Origin of the sequence: Kitasatospora sp. NBC_00039 (genome assembly GCF_045160625.1) — a bacterium.
Lineage (GTDB): Bacteria > Actinomycetota > Actinomycetes > Streptomycetales > Streptomycetaceae > Kitasatospora.
Genome location: NZ_CP108289.1, coordinates 3,036,401 through 3,051,509 on the forward strand (window position 1 = coordinate 3,036,401; position 15,109 = coordinate 3,051,509).

Below are 15,109 nucleotides of genomic sequence, written 5' to 3' on the forward strand. Positions count from 1 at the left end.
CAGCAAGGAACGGGCCGCCCGGCCCTGCCCCGGGGCGGGCCCGGTGCCCCCGCCGGCCGGGCGGAGCGGTTGCTCCGTCCGGCCGACGGAGGGGATCAGCGGGCACGACCGGCCGACGGCGGTGTCACTCCGCATGCCGGGATCCGATCACCGGGCGCCGGGCGCCCCGGCACCGGCCGCGCCGGCCGTTCGGAGCCGCCGGGGCGGCGGGCGCCCAGGGCGACGCGCGGCCGAGCCGCAGCTTGCGCGCGGGGCGCGGCTGGGCCGACGGCCGGCACCCCGACGGGCGGTCCGTCCGCTGGCGAAGCTGCGCGACCGTACCCCCGGCGGAGCCGACGGACGTATCGGACGTGCCGGACGCGCCCTCGGTCCGGTCCACCGGTTCTGGCGACGGAACGGCGCCCGAGGCGGTGGGGGCGGCCGGGCCCGGGCGGGCGCGCCGTCGACGGGTCTCGGACGGGGCGGGATCACACGGTTTGTCAGGCCCTTGGCCCGGATCCCGTTCGGGAGTCCGCTTCGCCCCCCGCTCCGGCTCGCCCGGCGGGCCGCCCTCCGGGTCGCGCTCCGACTCGCGGGCCGGGTCGGCTTCCAGGCCGGCGGCCGTCTCGGCTCCCTGGGCCTCCCCGGTACGGCGGCGGCGCTCGGCGTCCGCCCTCGCCAACAGGGAGGTCGGGGAGAGCCCGCCGTTCAGCGACTCGTAGAGCAGCTGGGCCAGCCGGTAAGAGGGGTCGAGGCGGAGCGCGTGGGCGAGGACGACCCGCGCCGTCGCGGTGTCCCCCGCGACCCATGACACCCATGCCAGCAGAGTGAGCGGGGGCGGGGCGTAGCCCGTGTAGGGCGGCACACAGCGCACGGCGAGGAAGCGCCAGAGCCGCTGGGCGGGAGCGAGCTCGGCCGGCCGGGCGTACTCGGCGGCGCGGTCCCGGGTGCGCCGGTCCCGGAGGGCGATGAGCAGCTCTGCCGTCCGGCGCTCGTCGAGCTCGTGGGCGCCGGCCATGAACTCGGCGACGGCCCGGTCGAGCAGCTCGGCGCCCCGCTCCGGGGAGAGCGCAGGCCCGCGCCCGGCGCCCTCGCCGCCCTCGGCCCGGGCGAGCGCCAGGCGCTGGGAGCCGGCGCCCGGCGGGCCGATCGGCGCCAGCCCGGCGACGATCGCCTTGCGGCTGCCGCGCGGTGCGAGACCGGCCAAGGTGGCCGCCACGGCCACCGCTCCGGGAGCGGGCGCGTGCCGGACCGGATGCCCCGCCGGGTCGCAGCACCCGTCGCGGCGGCAGAGGAAGGACCACCAGCGGCCGGCGGAGACGCAGAGCGACTCCTTCACCGGCACCCCCCTGCTCTCGAAGGCCGCCCGCAGCTCCGCCGCGAGCGGTCTGAGCCCGTCGAGCACGGGCGGGCCGTCCTCGGTGCGAGGGTCCTGACAGAGGTAGAGGAGCACCTGGGCCGGGCGGCGGTCCCGCTGCTCGGACAGGCCTACGAGCAGGGTGGCCGTCTCGGCCGCGGCCGCCGGCCACTGCGCCGGCGACTCCGGGATGTCCAGCCGGACAACCCCGCCCTGGTGGAGCTCTGGTCCCTGGAGGCCGACGGCGACGATGCTGTCGTCGGGGAAGAAACCGAGCAGGTAGGGCAGCAGCTCGGCCATGTCGGCCGGGCCCCGCATCGTCACCGGCCGAGCCCCGGATGGGTGGCCGAAGGGGAGGGTGATGCGTTCGTTCGTCATGGCCGGAAGATTGCCGCAATTCGAGAACGCCCCCGGATTATTCTTTTTTCCTGTGGATAAACCCGCCCTGTGGATAAAACCTCCCTCGTTCGGGGCATACACACCCACCCTCCCGAGGGATATTTGACGGCCGTTCAGCGGAAGAACGGATGAAATGCACCCGCGCTCCACGTGTCCACGGGTCACCGCCGTTCGCCCATTGTCGGCACCTCGGGGTTACATGGACGCCATGCAGCAGCCGCAGACCCACACCACCGCCACCGACGCTTCCGCCACGTCCGGCACCGGCACGGCCGCCTCCGGCGCCGGCACCGCGACGGCCGCCGACCGCGCCGAGGTCCGGGCGCGGGCCGAGGCCGTCCTGCGCGAACTCGCCGGGCCGGCCGCCACGCTCCGCGACGACCAGTGGACGGCCATCGAGGCCCTGGTCGTCGACCACCGACGGGCCCTCGTGGTGCAGCGCACCGGCTGGGGGAAGTCCGCCGTCTACTTCATCGCCACCGCCCTGCTGCGCGCCCGCGGCGCAGGGCCGACGGTGATCGTCTCCCCCCTGCTCGCCCTGATGCGCAACCAGGTCGAGTCGGCGGCCCGGGCCGGCATCCACGCCCGCACCATCAACTCGGCCAACACCGACGAGTGGGACACCATCCAGGCCGAGGTCGCGGCCGGTGCGGTGGACATCCTGCTGGTCAGCCCCGAGCGGCTGAACAACCCCGACTTCCGCGACCAGGTGCTGCCCAAGCTCGCCGCCTCCACCGGCCTGCTGGTGGTCGACGAGGCCCACTGCATCTCCGACTGGGGCCACGACTTCCGCCCCGACTACCGCCGGCTGCGCACCATGCTCGCCGACCTCTCACCTGGCGTCCCGGTGCTGGCCACCACCGCCACGGCCAACGCCCGGGTCACCGCCGATGTCGCCGAGCAGCTCGGCACCGGCACCACCGACGCGCACGCGCTGGTGCTGCGCGGGCCGCTCGACCGGGAGAGCCTCACCCTCGGCGTGCTCGCCCTGCCCGATCCGGCGCACCGGCTCGCCTGGCTGGCCGACCACCTCGACCGGCTGCCCGGTTCCGGCATCGTCTACACCCTGACGGTGGCCGCCGCGGACGAGGTGACGGCCTTCCTGCGCGAGCGGGGCTTCGCGGTGGCCTCGTACTCGGGCCGCACCGAGGACGCCGAGCGCCGGACCGCCGAAGCCGACCTGCTGGCCAACCGGGTCAAGGCCCTGGTCGCCACCTCCGCGCTCGGCATGGGCTTCGACAAGCCCGACCTCGGCTTCGTGGTGCACCTGGGTTCTCCGAGCTCGCCGATCGCCTACTACCAGCAGGTGGGCCGGGCCGGCCGCGGCGTCGACCGTGCCGAGGTGCTGCTGCTGCCCGGGCGCGAGGACGAGGCGATCTGGCGCTACTTCGCTTCGCTGGCCTTCCCGCCGGAGGAGCAGGTGCGCCGCACCATCGACGCGCTCGCCGAGGCCGGCCGGCCCCTCTCCACCGCCGCCCTGGAGCCCCGGGTGGACCTGCGCCGCGCCCGGCTGGAGACCATGCTCAAGGTCCTCGACGTGGACGGCGCGGTGCGGCGGGTCAAGGGCGGCTGGACGGCCACCGGGCAGAGCTGGGAGTACGACACCGCCCGGTACGCCAAGGTCGCGGCCTCCCGCGAGGCCGAGCAGCGGGCCATGCGCGAGTACGCGGCGGGTACCGGCTGCCGGATGGAGTTCCTGCGCCGGCAGCTCGACGACGAGCAGGCCGTGCCGTGCGGCCGCTGCGACAACTGCGCCGGGCCGCTGCACACCCCGGAGGTCTCCGCCGAGGCGCTGGACGCCGCCCGGGCCGCGCTCGGCCGGCCCGGAGTCAGCTTCGAGCCGCGCCGGCTCTGGCCAACCGGCATGGACGCGCTGGGCGTGCCGCTCAAGGGCCGCATCCCGGCGGGCGAGCAGGCCGAGACCGGCCGGGCCCTCGGCCGGCTCTCCGACATCGGCTGGGGCAACCGGCTGCGCACCCTGCTGGCCGACCAGGCGCCCGACACGCCCGTCCCCGGGGAGGCGGTGGACGCCCTGGTGGCGGTGCTGGCCGACTGGGCGCGCGGCCCCGGCGGCTGGGCCGGTCCCGAGACCAGCGGCGGCACCCGGCTGGACCGGCCCGTCGGCGTGGTGACGATGGCCTCCTCCCGGAGGCCGCAACTGGTCGGCAGCCTCGGTGCCCGGATCGCCGAGATCGGGCGGCTGCCACTGCTCGGGCAGATCGAGTACGCGACGGGGCAGCCCCCGCACGGCGCGCGCAGCAACAGTGCCCAGCGACTGCACTCGCTGGCCGGCGCGCTCGTCCTGCCGCCCGAGGTGGCGGCCGCGGTGGCCGGGGCGGGCGGGCCGGTGCTGCTGGTGGACGACCTGGTCGACTCCGGGTGGACGGTCACCGTCGCTGCCCGGCTGCTGCGCAAGGCCGGGGCGAGCGCCGTCCTGCCCCTGGTGCTGGCCGTGCAGGGCTGAGGTACCGGGGCGGAGGGGGCGGAAGAAGCAGGAGGCCCGAGAGCGACCGTCACTCGAATGGAGCAATGGAGGTGATCATCGGAACACCCGGGAACGCAGGACCCACCGATCGGGGACGAGGAGGGCGGATGCCGCCCGGGATGCCCCGCCTTCGGGTGGCCGCGATCACAATCCGGCACCACCCGAGTGGAGCGCCCGCGGCTGTGGAATATATCCGGCAGAACGTTGGCTTTCGGGCGGCGTTCATCATTTCATCATTGCCGCTCCACCCCATCTGCCCTGAGAATTGGACCGTACCCGGAACCCGGTCCGACGGACCAGGACTTCGGCGTACGCACGTACCCGCGCGCCCGTGGGTCGGGAAGGAGGATCGTGATCAACGGTATCGGCCGAGGTCAGTATCCCCTCGCCCGGAGTTCGTCGCCCAGACGGGTGCTCGACCTGGAGACATGGGCGGCCGCGGGGATCCCGTTGCTGCGCGATCCGCGCGAATTCGTCCTGGAGCTGCACCAACGCCACCTGCCCCAGCCGGGCACGGTCGTGGTCGGGGTGGTGGACGCGTCGCAGCGGCTGACCGCCTCGGCCTCGTTCGCGCCCTGGCCCCGGCACACCGACGGCTGGCAGCACCGCAACGCGATCCTTGCGCACCTGCGCCAGGTCACCCCGCACGACCTGCGCCAGACCGCCCCGACCCGGACGGCCGTCGTGCTCCGCTGCCGCGAAGGTGCGGCCGGCTGGACGGAGCAGGACGGCGCCTGGATGTGGGCCCTGCAGGACGCGGCTGTGCTGCACGGGCTGCGCTGCGGTTCGTATGTCGCGCTGACCCCGGCGGGCTGGCAGATCCTCGGCCAGGATCGCAGCGGACGCACCCCGCACGCGGGTTCGTGGGAGGGCGGGCCGGTCCACACCGTGACGGAGCTGCCACCCCGGTCGGCGCTGCGCCAGCCGGCGGAGCGGAGCCAGCTCGGCGAGCGGTCGCAGCGCCCGCGGGCGTCCGAACCTCCGTGGGCTCCGGCCCGGGTGACGGCCATCGAGCCGACGGCCCGGCGCACCGGAACCGGCTGACGCAACGGCGGCTGCAACGGCGGCCGAACCCGCGTATGCGGCTGCAGCTGCTACGGCTACGGCTACGGCTACGGCTACGGCAGGGCACGACGCGCCGCCGACCGCAGGGCACAGCGCCCGGACGACGGGTCGCGGACCGCCAACGAGCCGTCGGCGCGCGCCTCGTCACCAGAGGCCGCGCCGGCCCCGCCCGAGCGCCCACCACCGATCGCCCACCGGCACCCGCGCCGACCCCGGCCCCGACCCCGGCCCCGGCCCCGGCACAACGCGAACCGGGCCCGGTGCCTCGCGGCATCGGGCCCGGACGGTCCAGGGGTCTCAGGCGCGAACGGGGCGGCTGATGGGCGCGCCGGCGGCAGCCGCGGCGGCGGGGCCGACGTTGCCGCAGACCACCAGGAGCGCGGCCGCGTGGCCGAGCGCCTTGGTGTACGCCTCGGCGGCGCGGTCGGCCGTGCCGCCGTTGACGACCAGCACGACCACCTCGCGGCGGACCGGGCGGCTCAGCGCGGCGTCGGCGTAGAACACGTCATCGCCCTCGGCGAGTTGCGCCCAGTAGCGCTCCTCGCCGAAGGAGAGTTCGTGCTGCTGCCAGGGGTGGTCCTCACCGACCGTCAGCACCAGGATGTCGCCCGGGTTGCGGCCGCTCTCCAGCAGCTGGTCGACCGCCTCGTCGGCGCGGTCCAGGGCGTCCGCCAGGGAGGCGGCGACCTGCTGGACGGCGACCTGCGGTGCGGCGGGCGCCGGGCGCCGCGGGCCGGGCTTGGGGATCTGGGCCGTACGCGGCGGCGGCCCCGAACGGTCGGCGCGCGGCGGCGCGGGCCGCGGCGGTGCGGGGCGCGGGCCCGGCACCGGTGCGACTACCGGCGGTGCGGCAGTGACGGCCGACGGTACGGCGGCGGTCGAGCCGGCGGTGGCAGATGTGCGAAGGGCTTGTGCGTCCGACTCGCGGGGGAAGGGAACGCCGGGGCCCGGGAGGCTCTCGTGAATCTCCGGCTCCTCGGGGAAGACAGGCATACCCGGATATCTATCAAATGCCGGTCAGGAGCGCACGGGCGCCCCACCTTTTGGGCACCACGAACCGCCCGCCCCCACCCAGGCAATTCACGACGGAACGTCAGAAACCGAGCATCAACTGCTCGTCGGCGGGGCCTTCCGAACCCGGTCCGCCCACACCGAACCGGCTCCGCTTCAGATGGCGCCACTGGGGCAGCCCGTCCAGGTACGCCCAGGAGAGCCGGTGCTGTTCGGTCGGGCCGAACTCCTCCAGCGCGGCGCGGTGCACCGGGGACGGGTAGCCGGCGTTGTCGGCGAAGCCGTACTCCGGGTGCGCCTCGCCGAGTTCGGCCATCATCCCGTCGCGATGCACCTTCGCGAGCACCGAGGCGGCCGAGACGCAGATGCAGGACTGGTCGCCCTTGATCACGGTGCGCACCCGCCAGGGCCCGCCGAGGTAGTCGTGCTTGCCGTCGAGTATCACCGCGTCCGGCTCCACCGGCAGCGCCTCCAGCGCACGGACGGCGGCCAGCCGGAGGGCGGCGGTCATCCCGAGCTCGTCGCACTCCAGCGCGGAGGCGTGACCGAGCGCGTACGCGGTGACCCAGTCGGCGAGCACCGGGGCGAGCGCCTCGCGGCGCAGCTCGGTGAGCAGTTTGGAGTCGGTCAGACCCTCCGGCGGCTTGCGCAGACCGGTGACGGCCGCGCCCACGGTGACCGGGCCGGCCCAGGCGCCGCGCCCGACCTCGTCGAGACCGACGACGATCTTGGCGCCGGCCCGGCGGAGCGAGCGCTCGACGGAGTGCGTCGGCGGAACGATGGGCATCGCGGTGTCCTTCGAGTGGGGCAACCTCCAGCGTAAGCCCCGCCCGGAGCAGCCCCGACCACGCTCACCCCGCCCGCACCCGCCCACGCCCGCCCCCGCCCACGCCCACGCCTGCCAGCGCCCGCCGCGGCCCACACTCACGCCCACACCACCCCACGTCCACGGCCACGCCTGCCGGCGCCCACGCCCGCGCCCCTCAGACGCGGATCAGCGGCACCAGCACCTCGTCCACCAGCTCGGCCGCGAACCCGGGGGCGATCCCCCGGCCGGAGGTCTTCACCCGGTACAGCAGCATCGCCGGGGCCACGTCGGCGACCAGCGGAGTGGCCGCGCCGGGCCGTACGTCGCCGCGCTCGGCACCCCGGCGGAGGATGTCCAGGATGGTGCCCTTGGTCGGCTCGATCACCCGCTGAACGATGAAGTCCTTGAACAGCTCGGCCTGTTCGTGGTCCAGCTCGGCCATCAACGCCTGCATCGCGCCACCCGCCCGGGAGCTCATCGCCTCGGTGAAACCCTCGATGAGCAGCAGCAATTCGCTGCGGGCGGACCCGAGGTCGGGGGTGTCGGCAGGCCGTGGCAGAGTGGAGTCCAGGGCATCGACGACCAGGTCCACCTTGGACGCCCAACGCCGGTACAGCGCGGCCTTTCCGGTCCGCGCGGCACTGGCGACGCCTTCCATCGTCAGCCGCGCGAATCCGCCGGAGGTGAGCTGGTCGAGCGCGGCCTCGAAGATCGCTTGCTCCAGCTCCTTGCCCCGGCGGCGCATCGGCCGGGACAGGACCTCGGCAGCCGCCCTGACCGGGCAGAGCGCCGCGGGCGCAGCTACCGGGGCAGGCGCTGGTCCGGGAGCGCCGGGGCGCTCCCCCGCCCGCTCCACGGTCCGTCCTGCCGCCCGGTCGGTCACCGGAGCCTTCGCCTGGCGCCGCACCAACTGATCCATCGCCACCAACCTTAGAGAACGCTTGCGTTCACAATATCGCCGAGGATATCGTCCAGATTAGTGAACGATCCCGTTCCTTCATAGCCTGCGGGACGCCGTGGGACCGTGCCGGGCGTCTGGTCCGCGGCATACGAAGCAATAGCCAGCAGGGGGCATCAACTTGGCTATCTCCGACACACTCAGCAAGAGCTCACCATCGCAAGGCAGCAAGGGCCGGCGCAAGGGCATCACCCTGACCGTCATCGCGGCCACGCAGCTCATGGTGGTGCTCGACGCCACCATCGTGAACATCGCGCTGCCGCAGATCCGGGACGCGCTGAACTTCTCCACCACCAACCTGTCCTGGGTGATCAACGCCTACACACTGACCTTCGGCGGCCTGCTGCTGCTCGGCGGTCGCGCGGGTGACATCCTCGGCCGCCGCCGGGTGTTCATCGCCGGCACACTGCTCTTCGGCCTGGCCTCGCTGCTGGGGGGCTTCGCGCAGGACGGCGGCCTGCTGCTGGCAGCCCGCGCACTGCAGGGCATCGGCGGCGCGATCTGTTCGCCGACCGCCTTCGCACTGATCGCGACCAACTTCGAGGAAGGCCCCGAACGCAACAAGGCGTTCGGTGTCTTCTCCGCGGTGGCCGGGGCGGGGGCGGCGATCGGCCTGCTGGCCGGCGGCGTGCTCACCGAGTACCTCGACTGGCGCTGGGTCTTCTTCGTCAACGTGCCGATCGCGGTCCTGATCGCGCTCGCCGCGCCCCGCTACATCGCCGAGTCGGAGCGCCACGAAGGCCGTTTCGACCTGCCGGGCGCGATGACCTCCACGCTCGGCCTGGTCGGCCTGGTCTACGGGTTCATCCGGGCCGCCTCGGACGGCTGGACGGATCCGCTCACGCTCGGCTCCTTCGCGGCCGGCGTGCTGCTGATAGCCGCGTTCCTGGTGATCGAGAACCGCACCGCGCAGCCGATCACCCCGCTGCACCTGTTCGCCAACCGGAACCGCACCGGCGGCCTGGTGATGATGCTCTGCCTGGCTGCGGCCATGTTCGGCATCTTCTTCTACGTCACGCTCTTCGTACAGGGACCGCTCGGGTACAGCCCGTTGAAGGCCGGCTTCGCCTTCCTGCCGATCAGCGTGTCGATCATCATCGCCGCCCAGCTCGCCTCCGCCCTCCAGGCCAAGTACGGCCCCAAGCCGTTCATGGCCGGCGGCGCGCTGCTGGTCACCATCGGGCTCACCTGGCTGACGCAGATGAGCGCGGACAGCGGCTACGTGGACGGGGTGCTCGGCCCGACGGTGATCTTCGGCTTCGGCATGGGCCTGACCTTCGTGCCGGTGATGCTGCTCGCGGTGGCGGGGGTCGCCGGCGAGGAGACCGGCGCCGCCTCCGGCCTGCTCAACTCCATGCAGCAGATCGGCGGCTCCCTCGGCCTGTCGATCCTGACCACGGTGTTCGCGCACTACGCCACCGCCGAGGCCAAGCTGCAGGCGCCCGGCTTCCTGGCCACGGCCACGCCGGAGCAGCGTGCGGAGTTCCTGGAGAAGCACGAGTTCCCCAAGGGCACCGGCGCGGCCAACGAGGTGCTCGCGCAAGGCATTTCGCACGGCTTCATCGCGGGGGCGGCGCTCGCCGGCCTCGCCCTGGTGGTCGCGCTCGTCGTGATCAAGGCCAAGGCCAGCGACCTGCCGTCGGACACCTCGGGTGTCGCGATGCACTGAGTCGCACACCAGCGGCCCGAACGAACGCGAGGGGCCGGCCGGGAGCACAACGCTCCCGGCCGGCCCCGGCCCTTTCCGCCGCGGAGGCGGCTCGCACCCGCCAGGACAGCGGGTCAGTACCCTTCGAAGAAGCCGCGCTGCAGCCCCACCGACGTGCAGGCGTCCGAGGTCGCGTTCCGCGGGCCGACCGGCGGGCGCTCCAGCAGAATCCCGCGGGACCGCGACTCGGCAAGGCTGGTGGCGTACCAGGGCGAGGCCTCCTCGGGGAGCTCGGACCACTGCTTCTCCAGGGCACAGATCCGGTAGTCCTGCGGCAGCCGGTCCAGGGCCGGGACGGCGTCGAGCGAGAGGTCGCGGACATTGCGCAGGTCGATCTGACCGGTGCGCTCGAAGCGGGCCACGTTCTGCTCGGCGACGATCGCGTCCGGCCCGATCAGCCCGTAGACGGCGACGGTCAGCGCGCCGCTGAGCACCACGGCGCGAGGCAGCCAGGCGGCGGAGCGGACCAGCCCGGCTGTGATCAGCAGGACGAAGACGGCGCCCAGCCAGACCTCGACCACCAGCACCCAGAGCCGGAGCCTGGTCAGCCCGGAGGCGTCGACGTAGAACCACATCCGGCCGAGCGCCGAGGCGACCACGACCAGGGTGAGCAGGCAGAGCACGCCGAGCAGGAGCCGGGCCAGCTGGCGGTCGGACTCGGAGCTGCGCGGCGCCCAGCGCTTGGCGACGGCGACCACGACCAGGGTCAGCACGGTGACGGCCATCAGCTGCCAGAAGCCCTGCCGGGCGTACTCGGAGCGGCTCATCCCCGCGTTCTCCATGATCGAGTCCCGGCCGCCGAGCACCACCACGGCCTGGACCAGCGCGAAGGCGCCGAACATCAGGTTGAGCGCGACCAGCGGCAGCGCCCACTCCAGCCGGCCGCGCTCGCGGCCGGGGCGGACCACCGTACGGTCCCAGCGGCGCGGACCGGCCGCGATGTGGGCGAAGCCCAGCGTGGTGGCCAGCCCGAGGACGAACAGCACCAGGCGCAGCGGGATCTCTCCGGGGGCGAAGCTGGGGCTGAGGCTCCCGAGGATGTCCGCCATGGCCGCGTCGGCACTGGCGAACAGCCGCCCGAAGACGATCAGCAGGAGGACCGCCACCACGGCCGCGCGCAGCACCGGAACCAGCTTGCCGCGGCCGGGCAGGGCGAGGCTGCGCAGACTGTCCCGGGCCCAGCGCAGGCCGGGCACGAGCTGCCAGAGGATGCCCGGCAGGGCGAGCAGTACGCCCGCCCAGCGGCGGCCGCCGTGGAGCGCGAGCGAGGCCAGGGCCAGCGCGCAGACCGTGGACAGCACCGTCGGCCAGCCGGCGTCAAAGATCGCGGGCACGGCGAGCAGGACCAGGGCGAGCAGGCTCCAGGCCACCGTCCAGGGACGCACCTTCCGGCCGGCCGACCGGGCGGCGAGGCCCGCGCCCACGGCGGCCACCGCACCGCAGATCAGCAGGTTGACGCCGAGTCCGCCGCCCAGCAGCCAGGCGGTCAGCAGGCCGGTCAGTACGGCGGCCAGCAGCGCCCTCGGCGGGGCCGGGGCCTTGGTGCCCGGGTCGCTGGGGCGCAGCCAGCCGTCGGGCCGTGGCACCCGTCCGGCGACCGGCGGGCGGTACGGGTTCGGTCCGACGGGTCCGCGGTACGGGTCGAAGCCGGACTCACCGGCCACCGCCGGTCCGGGGCCGAACGGTGCGCCGGCCACCGGGCCGGGACCGAACGCACCCGCACCGGCCGAACCCGTACCGGGCGGAGCAACACCGGAAGGACCGGCACCGGCCGAACCCGTACCGGACGGAGCGGTACCGAACGGGCCCGCACCGGCCGAATCCGCACCGGCCGAGCCGGCGCCGGAAGGACCGGATTCGGCCGGTCCGTCGGCCGGGGCGGGCGTTGAGAGACCGGACATGAGTACCCCCTCAGAGGTCGGTGGGCATGCGGAAGCCACCCTGGGGGCAGTCCGCCGGCAGGCGCGCAGGCGCCGCGACTGGAGCCGACTGTAGACCATTCTGAACAGGTTCAAAAACATCGGGGCGCCTCCGTCACAGGGCTGTGACAGAGGCGCCCCTCCACCCTGGGCGCGAAAGTGAGGGCAGGTCAGCGGCTTGCCGGAGAAGACCCGGGGCTCAGTAGGAGCCGTACAGCGAGTACGCCAGCGAGTCCTTCACCGCCGGCCCGAAGGCCGCCGGCCAGGTACCGAAGGGCACCACCGCGTTGCTGTAGGCGCCCGAGCCGGCCGGGCCGGTGGAGTAGTTCATGTTGTTGACCGTGGCTCCGGTGCCGTTGCTGTTGTAGACGAACCAGTACGCCGTGTTGGCGCTCAGCGTGGCGCTGACCGGCAGCGAGTTCCAGGCGTTGGGGGTCAGCGTGCCGCTGCCGGTGGCCGCCACCAGGGAGCCGGGCGAGCCGCCCGCGTCGGTGTACACCGCCAGCTGGTACTGGTTGTCGGGCGCCGCACTGACCGGGCCGACGTGCACGCTCAGCGAGGTCAGCGGCACAGCGGCGGCGCCCGTGGTGACCCGGCTTCCGTTGAGGTGGTTGGAGTCGGTGTCGTCGATCAGCGAGCCGACCACGGTGTTGCCGAGCGTCTTCGGCGGCGCTCCCCCGGTGGTGAACGAGAGCGTGGCCGGGTTCGCCAGCGCATTGCCGGAGGTGTCGCGGACGCCCTGGACGGTCGCGGTGTACCCGGTGGTGAGCGCGAGTGGGGCGCCCGGCGTGAAGATGACGCCGTTGGCGGCGCCGTCGTAGGCCACCGTGCCCGCGACGGCGCTGCCGCCGGCGGTACGCAGGGTGACAGCGGAGGCGGTGACGCTCGCCTGGTCCAGCGGCTCGCTGAACGAGAAGCGCACCGCCGTGCCCGGGCCGACCCCGGTGGCGCCGGCCGCCGGGCTGGTTCCGGTGACGGTGGGCGGGGTGGTGTCCCGGCCGTACGAGGCGGTGTAGGAGCCCACCGCACCGTCGAAGAACGCGTACGACACTCCCTTGATCGTCTCGATCCGGTACGGGACCGCGCGGCCGCCGGAGGAGATGCCGGTCAGCGTTCCGGAGGCGGCGGAGACCGGCAGCATCGCGCGCAGGCCGTTGGCCCCGCCGGTGATGTCGAAGGTCAGCGAACTCCCGCTCCAGGCCAGCTTGGAGAAGGCCGAGCCGTTGCGCGCGTCCAGCCAGGTGAGCATCTGCCGGCCGGAGACCACCGGGACGCCGCGCGCCTTGGCGGCGGCGATGATCGCGTCCGAGGCGGAGGAGGCGGCGAAGTCGGTGTGGATGTTGGCGGTGAGCGCCGCGTAGTAGCCCTTGGCGCCGTAGGCGGCGTCGAGCAGCGTGGTGATGGTGCCCGGGTAGGACTGGCCGGACTCGTCGGTGAGCTGGGTGGTGGCCTGGTACTCGTCGATCACGCTGCCGTCGGTGTCGGCGAAGCGCATGATCTGGGCGGTGCCGTTGAAGTAACCGGGCCGGTCCCTGGTGAAGTTGGACGGGTAGAAGTAGTAGTCGGTGTCCAGCCGGATCCCGTTGGCCAGCTTGGTCCTCGCCTGAGCGGCCCAGTCGTCCCACTCCACGCAGTGCGTGCGGCTGCTGGACGGGCCCGGCAGCGAGGGGTACTTGGCCCGCCACTCGGCCAGCTGGTCGCGGTAGAAGCCCTGGAGGGCCGCGGTGGTGCCCCAGGGGCGGCAGTTGGTCGTGACATGGACGCCCACCTCGAAGCCCTGGTCGGTGTAGGCCTGCGCCTGCGCCGGGGTCAGCGGGTCGCCGGTGTAGATGTACGAGGAGCCGCGCACGCACTCCCAGTCGGCGACGGAGCAGCCGGGCGGGCTCTGGGCGATGTAGCCGTCCCAGCGGCCGGCCGTACCGCCGACACCGTGGTCGTCGCCGGTCATCACCACCACGGCCTTGACGTCCCGCGGGAAGTACCAGAAGCGCGGGAGCGGCTTGTTGGCGGCGTCGACCAGGGTGATCAGGTTGGCCAGCAGCCGCTGCTGTTCGTCGGCGATCGGGATCAGCGCCTTGTCCAGGTTGTTCCAGTCCGGCTGGCCGCCCGTACCGAAGAACATCTCGCTGGCCTCGTAGCCGTCGGTGCTGTCGCGCTGCTGGCCGGCCCAGGCGATGTTGCCCTGGCGGGTCTGCACCACCGACCTGGCCAGGTCGTAACTGAACGCGGCGGCGCGTCCGCCGCCGGCCGTGCGGAGGGTGACGGCCGGGTTGGCGGTGGCGGTGGCGGCGTCGCTGTACAGGGTGGCGACGGCGGTGGCGCCGCTGAGCGTGTAGAGGTCGGCGGGCCCGTGGTAGCCCATGGTGTCGCCGGTGATCCCGATACCGGGCGCGGCGCCGGTGTCCACCTTGAGGTAGGCGTCGGCGCGGGTGCCGGCCGCCGGGGTGAGGCCGAACAGCGGCGCGAGCTGCTTGTCCGGGCGCATCGCGACCAGCCGGCCGCCGCCGTTGGTCCAGGTGGTGAGTGTCGCGGCCTGGGCCGCGGTGAGCGGCGTCTCGCCGAGCAGCACCACGTCGTAGGAGGCGAGCAGGGAGCTGGTCACGGCCGAGATGTCCACCGTGCGGTAGGAGTTGAGGCCCTCGGCCTTGAGGATCTCGGCGAGGTAGCGGCTGTACGGGTTGGCCTGGGTGGTGACCAGCAGGATCGGCCCCTCGCTGCCCGGTCCGGCGCCGGGCGGCGGGGGCGGCGGGGTCTCCTCCGGGGTGTACGTCGCGTAGATCGAGAAGCTCAGGCCACTGGCCGTGGACGCGCCGAAGTCGGCCGGCCAACTGCCGAACGACCGGCCGCCGTTGCCGTACACGCTGGCGCCGCCGGCGCTGTAGTGCAGGTTGTTGACGGCCGCGCCCGAGCCGTTGCTGTTGTAGGCCAGCCAGTAGGGCGTGTTGGCGGACAGGCCCGCCGTCAGCGGCACGGTGTTCCAGCTGTCGGCGGTGAGGGTCGCGGAGCCGCTGCTCGCCAGCAGGGCGCCCGGACTGCCCGCGTTGTCGCGGTAGACCGCCGCCTGGAACTGGTTGTCGGGTGCGGCGTCCACCGCGCCCACGTAGACGCTGATACTGCTGACCGTGCCGCCCGCCGCGCCGGTGACGTACCGGGACGCGTTCAGGTAGTTGGAGTCGTCCGAGTCGGTGGACGGACCGACCGCCGTGGAGCCCAGGGTGGCCGTGGCGGCCGCCGCGGGGGCGGCTCCCGGGCCGGCTGCCAGCGCCGCGGCCGTGCTGAGGGCCGCCAGCAGGGCCGCAATCCTCCTCCGCCACCGGATGCCCGGGCCTGGGCCCCCACCTGCCCGGAGGCCCGGACGTGCGCCTGTGCGTTGGCCTGTACCTGCCATGACCGCCCCCTATGCCCGCTTCGGCCAACTGC

9 protein-coding genes are annotated in these 15,109 nt (G+C 73.8%); 3 read left to right on the top strand and 6 right to left on the bottom strand.

Annotated features, from left to right (window positions below):
- Positions 1-124 precede the first annotated feature (124 nt).
- Positions 125-1,714 (bottom strand): DUF4192 domain-containing protein, encoded by a 1,590-nt coding sequence (locus OG286_RS13495; protein ID WP_396323765.1) that lies wholly within the window; start codon positions 1,712-1,714, stop codon positions 125-127.
- A 229-nt stretch (positions 1,715-1,943) separates the two neighbouring features.
- On the opposite strand from OG286_RS13495, the gene OG286_RS13500 reads away from it, so the two are divergent.
- Positions 1,944-4,199 (top strand): RecQ family ATP-dependent DNA helicase, encoded by a 2,256-nt coding sequence (locus OG286_RS13500; protein WP_405365287.1) that lies wholly within the window; start codon positions 1,944-1,946, stop codon positions 4,197-4,199.
- 372 nt (positions 4,200-4,571) lie between these two features.
- The gene (locus OG286_RS13505) at positions 4,572-5,264 is read left to right on the top strand and encodes a hypothetical protein (protein ID WP_405361503.1); all 693 of its coding nucleotides are present in this window, start codon (positions 4,572-4,574) and stop codon (positions 5,262-5,264) included.
- A gap of 318 nt (positions 5,265-5,582) precedes the next feature.
- On the opposite strand, the gene OG286_RS13510 is transcribed toward OG286_RS13505, so the two are convergent.
- The 3 genes from OG286_RS13510 to OG286_RS13520 all read right to left on the bottom strand — a co-directional run bounded on the left by OG286_RS13510 (position 5,583) and on the right by OG286_RS13520 (position 8,023).
- Positions 5,583-6,113: a hypothetical protein gene (locus tag OG286_RS13510; protein ID WP_396323768.1), complete on the bottom strand. Its 531-nt coding sequence runs from the start codon at positions 6,111-6,113 to the stop codon at positions 5,583-5,585.
- Positions 6,114-6,378: 265 nt separating this feature from the next.
- Positions 6,379-7,083 carry a ribonuclease HII gene (locus OG286_RS13515; RefSeq protein WP_396323769.1) on the bottom strand — a complete coding sequence of 235 codons (705 nt, stop codon included), beginning with the start codon at positions 7,081-7,083 and terminating at the stop codon, positions 6,379-6,381.
- Between the two features lie 196 nt (positions 7,084-7,279).
- Positions 7,280-8,023 carry a TetR/AcrR family transcriptional regulator gene (locus tag OG286_RS13520; RefSeq protein ID WP_396323770.1) on the bottom strand — a complete coding sequence of 248 codons (744 nt, stop codon included), beginning with the start codon at positions 8,021-8,023 and terminating at the stop codon, positions 7,280-7,282.
- Positions 8,024-8,183: 160 nt separating this feature from the next.
- Here OG286_RS13520 and OG286_RS13525 point away from each other — a divergent pair, with 160 nt between their 5' ends.
- Positions 8,184-9,731, top strand: a complete 1,548-nt coding sequence (locus OG286_RS13525; protein WP_396323771.1) for an MFS transporter — start codon at positions 8,184-8,186, stop codon at positions 9,729-9,731.
- A gap of 113 nt (positions 9,732-9,844) precedes the next feature.
- Here the strand turns inward: OG286_RS13525 and OG286_RS13530 are convergent, their stop codons facing one another.
- Both OG286_RS13530 and OG286_RS13535 read right to left on the bottom strand, forming a co-directional pair.
- Positions 9,845-11,467, bottom strand: coding sequence for a DUF4153 domain-containing protein (locus tag OG286_RS13530; RefSeq protein WP_405365289.1), 1,623 nt, complete (start codon positions 11,465-11,467; stop codon positions 9,845-9,847).
- A gap of 421 nt (positions 11,468-11,888) precedes the next feature.
- The gene (locus OG286_RS13535) at positions 11,889-15,077 is read right to left on the bottom strand and encodes an Ig-like domain-containing protein (RefSeq protein ID WP_405361500.1); all 3,189 of its coding nucleotides are present in this window, start codon (positions 15,075-15,077) and stop codon (positions 11,889-11,891) included.
- Between the last annotated feature and the right edge of the window lie 32 nt (positions 15,078-15,109).